The 12,921-nt window shown below is 63.0% G+C and carries 15 protein-coding genes and 1 tRNA gene; 2 read left to right on the top strand and 14 right to left on the bottom strand.

The genetic code is table 11. The annotated features are described in order from the left end of the window. Nucleotides 1–2 precede the first annotated feature (2 nt). From ACX80B_RS11145 to ACX80B_RS11210, 14 genes are all read right to left on the bottom strand, one after another. The gene (locus ACX80B_RS11145) at nt 3–542 is read right to left on the bottom strand and encodes a histidine phosphatase family protein (protein WP_459296034.1); all 540 of its coding nucleotides are present in this window, start codon (nt 540–542) and stop codon (nt 3–5) included. Between the two features lie 38 nt (nt 543–580). Then, the gene (locus ACX80B_RS11150; RefSeq protein ID WP_459296036.1) at nt 581–1,243 is read right to left on the bottom strand and encodes a hypothetical protein; all 663 of its coding nucleotides are present in this window, start codon (nt 1,241–1,243) and stop codon (nt 581–583) included. A gap of 84 nt (nt 1,244–1,327) precedes the next feature. After that, nucleotides 1,328–2,302, bottom strand: coding sequence for a threonine ammonia-lyase (locus ACX80B_RS11155; RefSeq protein WP_459296038.1), 975 nt, complete (start codon nt 2,300–2,302; stop codon nt 1,328–1,330). A gap of 207 nt (nt 2,303–2,509) precedes the next feature. Then, nucleotides 2,510–2,583, bottom strand: a tRNA-Pro gene (locus tag ACX80B_RS11160). A 79-nt stretch (nt 2,584–2,662) separates the two neighbouring features. Beyond that, nucleotides 2,663–4,219 carry a ribosome biogenesis GTPase Der gene (gene der / locus ACX80B_RS11165; RefSeq protein ID WP_459296040.1) on the bottom strand — a complete coding sequence of 519 codons (1,557 nt, stop codon included), beginning with the start codon at nt 4,217–4,219 and terminating at the stop codon, nt 2,663–2,665. 160 nt (nt 4,220–4,379) lie between these two features. Next, nucleotides 4,380–5,087 carry a (d)CMP kinase gene (gene cmk / locus ACX80B_RS11170; protein WP_459296042.1) on the bottom strand — a complete coding sequence of 236 codons (708 nt, stop codon included), beginning with the start codon at nt 5,085–5,087 and terminating at the stop codon, nt 4,380–4,382. Beyond that, nucleotides 5,069–6,178, bottom strand: coding sequence for a prephenate dehydrogenase (locus ACX80B_RS11175; RefSeq protein WP_459296044.1), 1,110 nt, complete (start codon nt 6,176–6,178; stop codon nt 5,069–5,071). The genes cmk and ACX80B_RS11175 overlap by 19 nt, the downstream gene beginning before the upstream one ends. Before the next feature lie 2 nt (nt 6,179–6,180). Then, a complete protein-coding gene (locus ACX80B_RS11180; protein WP_459296046.1) occupies nt 6,181–7,317 on the bottom strand; it encodes a pseudouridine synthase in 1,137 nt (378 codons plus the stop codon). 41 nt (nt 7,318–7,358) lie between these two features. Beyond that, on the bottom strand, nt 7,359–8,075 hold the full coding sequence (gene scpB, locus ACX80B_RS11185; protein ID WP_459296048.1) for an SMC-Scp complex subunit ScpB: 717 nt from the start codon (nt 8,073–8,075) through the stop codon (nt 7,359–7,361). Next, a complete protein-coding gene (locus ACX80B_RS11190; protein ID WP_459296050.1) occupies nt 8,068–8,937 on the bottom strand; it encodes a segregation and condensation protein A in 870 nt (289 codons plus the stop codon). The genes scpB and ACX80B_RS11190 overlap by 8 nt, the downstream gene beginning before the upstream one ends. Then, nucleotides 8,937–9,833, bottom strand: coding sequence for a ParA family protein (locus tag ACX80B_RS11195; protein ID WP_459296052.1), 897 nt, complete (start codon nt 9,831–9,833; stop codon nt 8,937–8,939). Before ACX80B_RS11195 ends, ACX80B_RS11190 begins: the two co-directional genes overlap by 1 nt. Before the next feature lie 124 nt (nt 9,834–9,957). Further along, on the bottom strand, nt 9,958–10,722 hold the full coding sequence (locus ACX80B_RS11200; RefSeq protein ID WP_459296054.1) for a M50 family metallopeptidase: 765 nt from the start codon (nt 10,720–10,722) through the stop codon (nt 9,958–9,960). A 14-nt stretch (nt 10,723–10,736) separates the two neighbouring features. Beyond that, entirely contained in the window at nt 10,737–10,895 is a 159-nt protein-coding gene (locus ACX80B_RS11205) for a hypothetical protein (RefSeq protein ID WP_459296056.1), read from the bottom strand. 79 nt (nt 10,896–10,974) lie between these two features. Further along, entirely contained in the window at nt 10,975–11,349 is a 375-nt protein-coding gene (locus ACX80B_RS11210) for a VOC family protein (protein WP_459296058.1), read from the bottom strand. Between the two features lie 155 nt (nt 11,350–11,504). Between ACX80B_RS11210 and ACX80B_RS11215 the strand changes: the two genes are divergently transcribed. Next, nucleotides 11,505–12,338, top strand: a complete 834-nt coding sequence (locus ACX80B_RS11215; RefSeq protein ID WP_459296060.1) for an aldo/keto reductase — start codon at nt 11,505–11,507, stop codon at nt 12,336–12,338. A gap of 186 nt (nt 12,339–12,524) precedes the next feature. After that, complete coding sequence (locus ACX80B_RS11220; RefSeq protein ID WP_459296062.1) at nt 12,525–12,908, top strand: VOC family protein; 384 nt, start codon at nt 12,525–12,527, stop codon at nt 12,906–12,908. The last annotated feature ends 13 nt before the right edge of the window (nt 12,909–12,921 follow it).

Consider the following 12,921-nt stretch of genomic DNA (forward strand, 5'->3'; position numbering starts at 1 on the left):
TGCTAGACAGCCTGAAGGTTGAGGAACATCTCCGGTTCGACGTCGACGACTTCGCAATTCGCGAGCCTCGGGTGGGGCTGGCCGAGCAACGCCGACATCGTCAGCCGGATCAAAGTTCCGTGCGCTACGACGATGATCCGCTGTTCCGGGTACTCCTCGAACAATCCGCACAACGCCTTCAGCCCACGCTCGGCTACTGCGTCCTCGGGCTCCGCCCCGGTGTGCAGGCGATTGTATTCAGGCTCTGACAATCCATCCAGGTACTTACCCTCCAACGCTCCGTAGTCCCGCTCCCGCAATCCGGCGATGGGCTTCGCGGGTTCTAGACCGATCCGATGGCCAATAATCTGCGCGGTTTCGACCGCACGACCCAGCGGCGAGGATACGAGCACATCCCACCGTCTGCCGGCGAGTTCCGCACCACCTGCTGCGGCTTGCTCACGACCGGTTGTGTCGAGCGGAATATCTGTACTTCCCTGCAAACGGCCTGCTTCATTCCAGGCCGTTTGTCCGTGCCGTACCAGTGCCAATGCCGTACTCAATATTGTGACCTGCCATCCCTCGTATGTGTCGCAGCAGTTTACCAGCGGCCGCCCTCCAAGGGGCGGGCCACCTGCTGCTCCAGCAAATTCACGGCCCGGTCCGGCAGCACGATAAGGCCGTCCAGCTCACGGCGGGCGCGGCGGTAAGCTGTCTGCCTTTCGTTCGGGGTGGCAGCATTATCCACGGCGATAGTGATCAGTTTCCTGGCCGTGGACAGTCGCTGCCGCTCCTTCTCCGAGAAACTTCCGGTCTTGAGGCGCCGGGCTTCGGTTTCGGCAATCCTGAAGGCAACCTCACAGCTATTCACCGCATCGCGGTACTCGGACAACCGGGCAGAGCTCACAGCATCCGGCTTCGCGGGGCGGAGGGCGTCTGCGTCGCGCTTCGCCCGGTGGAAGGCCACGGTGAGGGGCTCACGGACATCGGTCATCATGGGGAAATCGATGAGCTTGCCCACATCGAGTTCGTAGTCCAACCAACGTTGGTTGACGGCGTCGTGGGTTTCCATGAGCGCTTCCACTTCACCCGCTTGCGTTTGCTCAACCTGTTGGCCGTGGTAGCGGAGTTTGTACAGCTCAACTTTGCGTTGATGCCGGCGCTTACTGGCCTTCCGCCACGAATCTCCCCACGCGGCAAATACCCCGCTCAGCGGAAAAACGAGCCACCAATAATCACCAGCGAATTCCAGCAATGCCTCCACCGCTTCATCCTATTCCGGAAGCGGGCGGCTGTCCCGGACAGGGTCCTGGTCAGGCAGGACCCGGCCCGGGCACACCGGGGCTGGCTAAGAGCTAAGCACTGAGGCCAGCAGCGACGGCTCGACCGATCCTCCAGAGACCACCGCCGCAACAGTGCCTTCCGCTGGCACCAGGTCATGCATCCACGCCGCCACCGCGACAGCCCCGGATGGTTCGGTGACCAGTCGCCCGGCGACGGCGAGGTGCCGCATCGCCGCATAAATCTGCGCCTCAGAGACCGTGACGAAATCGTCGACATAGCGTTGGATGTGCTCCCACGGATGCGTTCCGACCGCCGTGACCCGCAGTCCGTCCGCGATGGTGCGGGAAGTCTGTTCCGGCGTCCAGCTGATCCGTTGGCCTGCGCGCCAACTATCGGTAGCATCAGCCGCCAGTTCTGGTTCAACCCCAATGACCCGGGTGTGCGGGCTGAGAGCCTTTACGGCAGCCGATACGCCGGAGATCAGTCCGCCGCCGGAGACAGGGACGAGCACGACGTCGACATTCGGCACCTGCTCAATCAGCTCCAGGCCGACGGTCCCCTGCCCCGCGATGACACGGAGGTCATCGTAGGGCGGCACATGCACATACTCGGCTTCGCCCGCCAACTGCAGCGTCCGGGTGTCCCGCTCCGCAATCGGCACAAGTTCGACCTGCGCCCCAAGAGCCCGCACCGCCGCGACCTTCGCCGGCGGTGCGTTCTCCGGTATCACAATCACCGCATGTAGGCCGAGCCGGTGCGCGACATAGGCGACGGCACGTGCGTGATTACCGGAGGACTGGGCGAGAATGCCATACTCACGTGCTTGCGGCAGCGCCTGGGCAATTGCGTTATACGCTCCGCGGAGCTTGAAAGCAGCGGTCGGCTGCAGTGACTCAGCCTTGCAGTGCAGCACTTCATCGGATCGAACCGGGTGCGGCAGCTCGATGACCGGAGTGCGCAGCACCAGATCGCCAATGCGTTCAGCAGCTTCGGTGATCTCACGCAGACCGACCAGCCGCTCAGAGCCCGGATCGTTCATCGTGCCTCACTCTCAAGGCTTGGATTGGAGTCGTTGTCAGACTGGATGCGTCGCGCTAAATATCGCAGCGTAGTTGTCATCGTAACCTCGGATGAAACAGCAGAGTCAATTGAACGAAGCAATAGATGAACCCCGCAGCGGCTCACACCCCGGACGCAGAAAGCCCCCGGATCGTGGGTTTCCAACGATCCGGGGGCTTTCAATTTGTCGGGTTGACAGGATTTGAACCTGCGACCCCCTCACCCCCAGTGAGGTGCGCTACCAAGCTGCGCCACAACCCGACGGTCCGGCTTTGTCGCCCGGACCACCATGAAATCCTACCCTAAACCGCGGCTGGTAACGAACCAGACCGCGACCCGATCAGCGCTTCCGCGAGCGCTTTTCGCGGACGCGCATGCTGACCTCGATCGGTGTGCCTTCAAAGTCGAAGGTCTCGCGGAGCCGGCGGGTGATGAAGCGGCGGTAGCCGGGGTCGAGGAACCCGGTGGTGAACAGCACGAACTTCGGCGGCCTGCTCGAGGCCTGGGTGCCGAACAGGATGCGGGGCTGCTTGCCGCCGCGTACGGGGTGCGGGTGCGCCGCAACGAGCTCGCCGAGGAAGGCGTTGAGCCGTCCGGTCGGAATGCGGCTGTCCCACGATTCGAGTGAACGCTCCAGCGCCGGCACCAGCCGGTCTTTGTGCCAGCCGGTCTTCGCCGAGATGTTGACCCGCGGTGCCCAGTCGACGTGCGCCAAATCCTGCTCGATCTCCCGCTCCAGATACTTGCGTCGTTCGTCTTCCAGCAGGTCCCACTTGTTGAACGCCAGCACGAGGGCACGGCCGGAGCCAATGGCCAGCTGCAGGATCCGTACGTCCTGCTCGCTCAACACCTCGTCGACGGCCAGGAGCACGACGGCGACTTCCGCCTTCTCCAGTGCCGTCTGGGTACGCAGCGAGGCATAAAAATCCGCACCGTGGGCCATATGCACCCGGCGGCGGATACCAGCGGTGTCCACGAAACGCCAGGTGCGGCCACCAAGCTCGATCATCTCGTCGACCGGGTCACGGGTGGTGCCGGCGGTGGGATCCACCACCACGCGTTCGGTACCGGCAAGCTTGTTCAGCAGCGAGGACTTGCCCACGTTCGGCCGCCCAATCAGGGCCACGCGCCGTGGGCCACCGGTGCGCTGGATCCCCTCGACAGCGGAAAATTCGGGCAGCTTCTCGAGAACGGCGTCGAGCATGTCCGCTGATCCACGGCCGTGCAGTGCGGAGACGGGATATGGTTCGCCGAGTCCCAGCGCCCACAGTGCCGATGCGTCAGATTCCACCTGGATGTCGTCAACCTTGTTGGCGGCCAGAATGACAGGCTTCTTGATCCGGCGCAGCATCCGGACAATCGCCTCGTCCATGGCTGTCGCACCCACGGTGGCGTCAACGACCAGCAGGACGGCGTCGGCCATTTCGACCGCCACTTCCGCCTGCTCTGCGACCTGGACCTGAAGGCCCTTGGCGTCGTGCTCCCAGCCACCGGTATCGATCAGGGTGAAGTTGCGCCCGTTCCAGTGCGCTGGATAGGAGACGCGGTCCCGGGTTACACCAGGGGTATCTTCGACGACGGCTTCCCGGCGGCCGAGGATGCGGTTCACCAGGGTGGATTTGCCGACATTCGGCCGTCCGACGATGGCCAGCACCGGCTCCATCCGGTGCGCCGCGTCGTCGTCGGCGTCCTCCGCCGCTCCGGCCAGCAGGGCGGCGTCTTCTTCATCAAGTTCGTAGTCCGCCAGACCGGCACGAAGCGATTCGGCACGCTGATCCGCCTCGGCGTCGTCGATTGACGCGTAGCGCTCGTTGACCTGGTCCGCTTCGGCGGGCACGTACTCCTCATCGGAGAACCCGTCGTTCGCGCTCTCGTCCTGAGACGGTCTATCGCTCATGATCACTGTCCTTCTTGGGAGTTACGTTTGTTGGCATGCTTCATCGTCCGGCAGCTGGTGCAGCACGGTTCGATGGCGTTTCTTGTGTGGCTGGCGCAGCAGAGAAAAGTGTTTTGCGGCTGCAATCCATTGAAACACGTTCGGATACCCTGCTCCGACCTCAGTCCGCAACAGCGTGGACGGCGTCGAGCACGGCCCGCACGGTTTCTTCGAAGTCGAGGTCGGACGAATCCACCGTGATGACGCCGTCGGCCGCCTGGTGGAAGTTCACCACCGTGGAATCCTTCTTGTCCCGCTCCAGGACCTGGGTCGTCAACTGTCCGGCGTCCTGGGTGCCTCCGAGCTGCAGCCCGCGCCGCGCCATCCGCGCCTCTTCGCTCGCCGTCAGCAGCAACCGGACCTCGGCCTCGGGCGCGACCACCGTGGTGATGTCCCGGCCCTCGACGACTATCCGGCGTCCGGCGTCGGCGATCATTTGCTTCTGCAGTCTGATCAGTTCCGCCCGGGCGCCCAGCTTGGTGGCCACCGCGCTGACCGCCGTCGAAACTTCCGGCTCGCGGATCGCGGCAGTGACGTCGACGCCGCCCACCTTGACGAGTTCGGTGTCGGGATCGGTGCTGATGTAAAGGTCGATGGTGCGGGTGGCGCGTTCGACGGCGACGGCGTCATCCAGGTCGAGGCCGAGGTCGACGCAGTGCCAGGTCACCGCCCGGTACATCGCTCCGGTATCCAGGTACGTCAGTCCGAGCCGACGGGCGGCTTCCTTGCTGACGCTGGACTTGCCCGATCCGGATGGTCCGTCGATGGCGACCACCAGGGACTTGCCGAGGCGGACCGTTCTTGACTCCCTCATGAAACCACTTTCCATCCACGCTCCGTAAGCGCTTCTATCAATTCCGTCCGCTTGCCCGGGACAACCGATACTTCGACCATGCCAACCTGCTGCCCCGGCGAATGCTCCAGCCGCAGGTCCTCCAGATTCACTCCGACTGCGCCAATCTCGGTCAGCAGTTTCGCGATCTGCCCGGGTACGTCGTCGACCAAGACCGTCAGTTCCGCGAACGCACGAGGCGGTGCGCCGTGCTTGCCTGGAATCCGCGCCTGCCCGGCGTTGCCTTCGCTCATCAGCTGCGCCAGGTCCAACCGCGCTCCCGGCGCCTCCGGCTGTTCCAGTGTATTGATCAGCCGGTTCAGATCTTCACGGACACCGTAGAGGATGTCCACCAGCCGGAAAGCGTTGGCGCCCAGGATCTGCACCCATAGCGACGGGTCGCTGGCGGCAATCCGGGTCACGTCACGCAGCCCCTGTCCGGCGAGCGAGAGCGCCTGCGGCGGCGTGTCCTGCAACCTGCTCGCCACCAGCGAGGAAACGACCTGCGGCAGATGCGAAATCAGCGCAACCGTCTCGTCGTGCTCCTCCACCGACATCCTCGCCACAATCGCGCCAAGGTCCAAAGCGAGCGCCTGCGCAGTCTTGACCGCCTGTCCCGTGGCGGCAGCCGGAGGGCAAAGCACCCACGGCATCGAGGTAAACAATTCCGCGCGGGCCGCCACCGGACCTGACTTCTCCCGGCCGGCCATCGGATGCGTGCCCACGTAACGGCTCAGGTCCGCCCCGGCTGCCTTCAGCTCGGCAGCAACAGACGCCTTAATACTGGCAATGTCGACGACGACGGCGTTTGGGTACCGCTTCAACGCATCGACGACGACGGCGGCGGTCACATCCGGCGGCGGTGCACAGACCACCAGTTCCGGCGCAAAATCCGGTTCGGCATCCCGAAGCAGCCGTCCCGCTCCAATGTCCTGCGCGACTGCCTCGGCCGACGGAGAGGTGTCCGACAGAACGACGTCGATCCCCCACCGGCGAAGGCCAAGTCCAATACTGGCACCCAGCAACCCGGTGCCGATGATCAACACCGGCCCGCGCAGGTGTGTATGCCCGTTGTTCACTGCTGTCACCGCTACATCCCTACAGTCGCGAGCAGATGACCGGCTTCCTGCTTGCCGAGCGCGCGGATGCTTCCCTGGCGCTGGTCATTGAGGCGGATCGGGCCGACCTGGATCCGCACCAGCCGCTCGACGGGATGGCCGACGGCGTCGAACAGGCGGCGGACGATGCGGTTGCGGCCGGAGTGGATCACTACTTCGACGAGCAGGTGTCCCGGTGTCGAGTCGACCAGCTTGAAGGAGTCGACCGAGGCGGTGCCGTCGTCGAGCTCTATTCCAGCCCGCATCTGAGCGCCGACGCCGTGGGCCATCGGTCCACGCACCTGCACCAGGTAGGTTTTGGGTACCTCGTAGGAGGGGTGCGTCAGGCGGTTGGCCAGTTCGCCGTCGTTGGTCAACAGCAGCAACCCCTCGGTGGCGATATCGAGCCGGCCCACATGGAAGAGCCGTTCCGGGCGCTTCTTCAGGTAGTCGGAAATGCATGGACGGCCCTCGGGGTCATCCATGGAGGAGACGACACCCTTGGGCTTGTTGAAGACGTAGTAGACCAGTGTTTCGTCCAACTGGACCCGGATGCCGTCCACGTGGATAACCGCACTGCGGGGATCGACGCGCACTCCCAATTCGGTGACTATATTGCCGTCGACCTCGACGCGGCCGTCGCGGATCATCTCCTCGCAGACCCGGCGGGAGGCAACTCCGGCACCGGCCAGGACCTTCTGCAGGCGCACGCCTTCCGGATCATGTGCGTCGGACTGATCCGCCGGCGGAGCCGTGGGACGGCGCTTGCCGTGACTCTTCCGCTGCTGGACCGGTCCGAGGTTCTTGCCGAAGCGTTCATTGCCAAACGCCCTGGGACCCTTAGGTCCTTTGGCGCCTTTGGCCGCGGCTGGCCGCGATGGCTTGCCCGGTGCCGGCTTGGAATGGGAAGGCTTGGCACCCGGGGCCGGTTTGGCACGCGACGGCTTGGCGTCATCAGGCTTGGAAACGCCGGGGCCGAACCCACCTTGCTGACCGCCGGAACGGCCCTTGCCTGGCTGGCCACCGGTGCGGCCCTTGCCGGGTCCGCCTTGCTGACCCTTGCCGTGCCCTCCGCGGCGTCCTTCCGGACCGGGGCGGCCGTGGGATCCGGAGCGGGGAGGCTGTGTCATTGGGTTTCCTTCAAGTCAGCGTTCATACAAATCATTACGTCTCAATAGGTCAAGCCTTCAAACTCTTCTAAATTGTCCAGCCCCGGCAGGTGCGGCGCCAACTTCGGAAGTTCAGCGACGCTGCCAATGCCCATCCTTTCCAGGAAAAACGACGTCGTCTGGTACAGCACAGCGCCGAACTCCGGGTCTGTGCCGGCTTCCTCGATGAGGCCGCGCTGGGTCAGAGTCCGGATGACAGAATCAACGTTGACGCCGCGGATAGCCGATACCCTGGCCCGCGGAACAGGTTGACGGTAGGCAATTACCGCCAGCGTCTCCAACGAAGCCTGCGTCAGCTTCGCTGTCTGACCCTCGAGAACAAACCGCGACACCACAGGTGCGAACGTGCTCCGGGAGAATATCCGCCAGCCGCCGGCTACATTGCGCAGCTCAAATCCACGGGGAGTGGTTGCCGCTGAAGCTGATTCCGGCGCAGGATCCTCCCCAGTATATCCGTCATACTCGGCACGAAGTTCAGCGAGCAGACTCCGGACCCGGTCCACCGGAAGCAGCAAGGCTGTCGCCAGTTCGAATTCCGTGGCGGGTTCGTCGATGACCATCAGGACGGCTTCCAGAGCGGCCTTCGCTCCCCCGGGCAGAACGTCCAGATCCAAGGCCTCTTCCGGCTGCTGCTCGTCCCGGCTCTGCTCAGTCGGCTGTTCTTCACGCGGCTGATCGTCCTCCCGAACGTTCCCGCCGTCGTCGTTTGGTTCACTCATGGTTCTGTTCCACTTCTTCGGGCGTCGCCCCTTGCTCATCAAAATCGGTACTGATCGCGGCGCTGCTCCAGGAATCATCCGGCGCCGCGGTCCAGTGCACCTTCAGCGCTCCCAGCGGCGAGATCTGTTCAAAGGCAATGACGGCGTCGCGGAACATCTCGAGCAAGGCCAGGAAGCGGGCAACCACCACCATCGTATTATCGGCATCTTGGATGAGGGTCCGGAAGGATAAGGACTGTCCGGCTTTGAGCTTGTCGCCGAGAATGCCTGCCTGCTCCTTCACGCTGACCGCAGGGGCATGCAGGTGTGCCAGTCCGACCTCGGTCGGCAGTGGATCCTTTGGCTGCAGTGCTTTCGCGGCAAGTGCGGCGAAATCCTGGGGCGTGCTGCGCCAGATCAGTTCCGGCAACAGGGCGGCAAATTGTGGTTCCAGGCGGACCAGCCTCGGGTAGCGGCCGCTTTCGTCCTGGAGTTGGTCGCCGATGATGGCCGCGACCTGTTTGAACGCCTTGTACTGCAGCAGACGGGCGAAAAGCAGGTCCCGCGCTTCAAGCAGCGCAACATCCTCAGCGTCCTCCACTTCACCGGACGGCAGCAGCCGGGCCGCTTTCAAATCCAGCAGCGTGGCGGCAACCACCAGGAATTCGCTCGCCTCGTCCAGCGCCCATTCCTGTCCACCGTCCTGCAGCCTGCGGATGTAGGAGATGAACTCGTCGGTCACCCGGGCCAGGGCCACCTCGGTAATGTCCATTTCATGCTTGGAAATCAGACCGAGCAGCAGATCGAACGGGCCGGTGAAGTTATCCAGCCGGACCTCAAAACCGGAAGACTGGAACTCGGTCTCCGGTTTGAGGACAGTCATTACGGGGCGCCACCGCGGGCGACGAGTTCCCTGGCCAGATTGCGGTACGCCTCCGCGCCCGTATGGCTGCCGGCATAAGCCGTGATGGGTTCGGCCGCAACGGTGGCATCCGCGAACTTGATGGCGCGCTTGATCACTGTTTCGAAAACCTTGTCACCGAAAGCCTCGACCAGCCTGGCAATTACTTCCCTGCCGTGCAGGGTGCGGGCGTCATACATGGTCGCCAGCACGCCGTCGACCACCAGCGCCGGATTCAGCCGGTCCTGGACCTTCTCAATCGTTTCCACCAGCAGCGCCACAGCACGCAGCGCGAAGAATTCACAGATCAGCGGAATGATCACCCCGTGCGAGGCGGTCAGGGCGTTAATGGTGAGCAGTCCCAGCGAAGGCTGGCAGTCGACCAGGATCACATCGTAATCGTCGGCAACTTTGCGCAGCGCCCGGTCCAGCACCTGTTCCCGGGCCACCTCGTTGACCAGCTGCACCTCGGCTGCCGACAGGTCGATGTTCGCAGGCAGCAGATCGATGCCTTCAACCGACGTTGATTGGATAGCGTCCCGGATCTGGACTTTACGATCCATCAGCACGTTATAGACGGTCAGGTCCAGCTCATGAGGATTCGTGCCCAAGCCGGCCGATAACGCGCCCTGCGGATCGAAGTCGACGAGCAGGACCTTGCGACCGGCTTCGGCGAGCGCGGCACCCAGGTTGATGGTCGACGTCGTTTTTCCGACGCCGCCCTTTTGATTGACCATGGCGATAATGCGCGCAGGCCCGTGGGAATCGAGCGCGCGAAGTTCAGGAAACTCGGTCTGCGGACGGCCGGTGGGGCCCATGACCGGGTCACTGTCTTGGGAATTACCCGCCAGAGTCGTCGAACTCTGTTCGCTACTCACGTATCAATCCACACTTTCTTGTCTATGGAGGCTCTCGCCCTAGGTTACCGTGATGTAACGGTAACGCCATTCCCATTCGCCGCCGCGCCGTATTTCGGACGCATATTCGCCGCTCGTGGCAAGCTCAAAACAGCTGCTGCACCGATCCGGCCAGTATCGGACGCAGCGAGAGCATGCTGAAGACGGCGGCCGCCGCGATTACCGAACCGAACAGAGCCAACCAGACGCCGGCAGGAATCCTGGTCCGCCGGTACAGGATGTAGGCATCCGATGAGGCAAGTTCGCGCCGGCGTCGTACATGCACGGAGGCCACGTTCAGCCAATCCCGGACGGCTCCAACCACCAACGCTATGCCAAGCACGAGCGTGATGTAACCCAGCATCGTCCTGTCCGCGTACAGCAGCAGCGCTCCCGAGACCAGCACACAGCCCACGATCACCGCCACGCCGTACCAGTTCCGCACGAACAGCAACGTCAGGAGAATGACGACGGCGCTGACCGACAACGCTGCAGGATGCCAGCCGTTGAGGGCGCACCAGATCAGAACCCCGCCGACAAGTGCCGGCGTCGGATAACCCCAGAAACCGGACCACACCACGCGCCAGCCGCCGCGGCCGAGACTATGAGTGGAGCCCGATTGGTCACTGTTGATCTTGATCCCGGTCAACCGCTGGCCGGTAAACAGGGCGGCGAAGGCATGCCCCAGCTCGTGAACCACGGTGACGAATAGTCCGAAATACCGCCAGGTCGCGGCCGGCACAGCGAGAACGACGGCGGCGGCGACGATCAGTCCGAGAGTCACCAGCGACGGCACGAGCGGCGTTGCCTGATTGAAGCCGTCCAGGAACCGCTGAAGCCATTGCGAGGCGACGCTTTGCACATTACCCACGTTCGACGTCGTTCTCAGCGTTTCGCGGTGACATGCCGCAGCACCAGCACCACCACGGCGAGGACCAGCAACGCCAGGCCCACCGAGAACAGGAATTCAAGGGTCTCGATGATGATTCCGAAAACCAGCAGGATGGCGGCCAAAACGGCAAGAATGGCAAGAATGGCTCTCATCTCTCCAGTATGGCTGGTTGCAGGCTGGCCATTTCACCCAATCCAACTACGGTTGCGGCACCGGTTCAGGAACAGCGTGTCAGTCCAGGAACAGGCAGAACGGGTGGCCAGCCGGGTCGAAATAGACGCGAACGCCCTCTTGCGGCTGGAATTCAGCCCGTGTTGCACCGGCCGCCACCGCATGCTCCCCTGAGGCAGCCAGATCATCGACATGGATATCCAGGTGCATCATCATCTGCTGCCGCCCTGGTTCTTCCGGCCAGACCGGGCGGACATAGCCGGATTCTGACTGGAACGACAAACCGGCGCCGCTATCAGGGGCCTGCAGCATGACCCATCCCGGTTCGCTGTATTTCTCTTTCCAGCCCAGCAGCCGCCGGTAGAAATCGGCCAGTTCCTGCGCATCCGGGGCGCCAAGAACGACGGCGGACAGGGTCAGCTGAGCTTCAGGCATGGCATCTCCTTCATGGGCGCCAGCGTTTCCGGCATTGACAGCCCATATGTTAGCAAGGTCAGGAATATCCTAAGCCTGCTGTTGATTACCCTTGATGACCCATCTTCGCCCTCACCGCCGGTTGCGGCCGCGGTGAAACTGGAAAGGACCCCGCCATGACTGCAGTACCAGAGATCAAACTGAACGACGGCGTCACTATCCCCCAGCTGGGCTTCGGCGTCTTCCAGATCGACCCGGAAGAAACGAAGGCCGCCACGCTGGCCGCCCTGGAAATCGGCTACCGGCACATTGACACAGCCGAGATGTATGGCAACGAGAAGCAGGTCGGCGAGGCCGTCCGGGAGTCCGGCATCGACCGCGGCGAAATCTTTGTCACCAGCAAGCTCAACAACGGCTTCCACGCCCACGACGACGCACTCCGGGCCTTCGACCAGACCCTGGAGGACCTTGGCTTTGATTACCTCGACCTGTTCCTGATCCACTGGCCGCTGCCCGATGTAGGCGACTATGTCGAAACCTGGAAGGCGATGGAGGAGATTCACCGCTCCGGCCGCGTGCGGTCCATCGGCGTGTCAAACTTCCAGTCGCATCATCTGCAGCGGGTGCTGGCTGAGACCGAAACCGTTCCGTCGGTCAATCAGATCGAAGTCCATCCGTATCTCGTCCAGGACGAGGTCCGCGGCTTCAACTCGAGCCAGGGAATCGCCACCGAGGCTTGGTCGCCCATTGCGCAGGGCAAGGTGCTCGGCGATTCGGTATTGAAGGACATCGCCGAACGGCATGGCAAGACCACCGCCCAGGTGACTCTGCGGTGGCATGTCCAGCGCGGCGATATCGTCTTCCCGAAATCCGTTACGCGTTCGCGGGTCGAGGAGAATTTCAGCCTGTTCGATTTCGAACTGACCGGGCAGGATATGCAGGCAATTTCCGGTCTGGACCGCGGCGAGCGCACCGGCGCGGATCCTGATACCTTCAACTACATCCCCTAGCGGGACTAATTACGACGACGGCGGCCGGCTTGGTGACGGGCCCGCCGCCGCTTCCTGCGAGCTATCAGATCCCTGCACTTTTCGGTGGGCCAAAAGCTTCTGGTGCCCACGCTCCGGGCGGCCTAGAATCAATGAATGTGGCGTGGATCACCCGCCATTTCATAATCATGAATTCAGGTGAATGCAATGTCAGGGCGCGTTGTGCATTTCGAAGTTCCGGCCGACGATCAGGACCGGGCGAGGAATTTTTACAGTACGGCCTTCGGCTGGAAGCTCAATCCGATGCCGGAGATGAACTACACCACGGTGGTGACCACAAGCACCGATGAGCAGGGCATGCCGTCGGAACCTGGAGCGATTAACGGCGGGTTGTTCGGCCGGTACGGAGAATTGACGAGCCCTGTCATTACGGTCGACGTTGAGGATATCGATGCGACATTGGAGAAGATCGGCACCCTTGGTGGGACGACGGTGACGCCAAAGCAGGAAATTCCGGATATGGGTTTCTACGCCTACTTCCGCGACAGCGAGGGAAACCTGATGGGGCTCTGGCAAAACCCACCGTCATAGGGCGGATAGGCAG

The organism is Arthrobacter monumenti (assembly GCF_054511255.1).

Coding starts and splice junctions, on each gene's coding strand:
- ACX80B_RS11155 (WP_459296038.1), bottom strand. CDS start 2,302: ATGAACGATCCGGGCTCTGAGCGGCTGGTCGGTCTGCGTGAGATCACC.
- der (WP_459296040.1), bottom strand. CDS start 4,219: ATGAGCGATAGACCGTCTCAGGACGAGAGCGCGAACGACGGGTTCTCC.
- cmk (WP_459296042.1), bottom strand. CDS start 5,087: ATGGAAAGTGGTTTCATGAGGGAGTCAAGAACGGTCCGCCTCGGCAAG.
- ACX80B_RS11180 (WP_459296046.1), bottom strand. CDS start 7,317: ATGACACAGCCTCCCCGCTCCGGATCCCACGGCCGCCCCGGTCCGGAA.
- scpB (WP_459296048.1), bottom strand. CDS start 8,075: ATGAGTGAACCAAACGACGACGGCGGGAACGTTCGGGAGGACGATCAG.
- ACX80B_RS11190 (WP_459296050.1), bottom strand. CDS start 8,937: ATGACTGTCCTCAAACCGGAGACCGAGTTCCAGTCTTCCGGTTTTGAG.
- ACX80B_RS11205 (WP_459296056.1), bottom strand. CDS start 10,895: ATGAGAGCCATTCTTGCCATTCTTGCCGTTTTGGCCGCCATCCTGCTG.
- ACX80B_RS11210 (WP_459296058.1), bottom strand. CDS start 11,349: ATGCCTGAAGCTCAGCTGACCCTGTCCGCCGTCGTTCTTGGCGCCCCG.
- ACX80B_RS11215 (WP_459296060.1), top strand. CDS start 11,505: ATGACTGCAGTACCAGAGATCAAACTGAACGACGGCGTCACTATCCCC.
- ACX80B_RS11220 (WP_459296062.1), top strand. CDS start 12,525: ATGTCAGGGCGCGTTGTGCATTTCGAAGTTCCGGCCGACGATCAGGAC.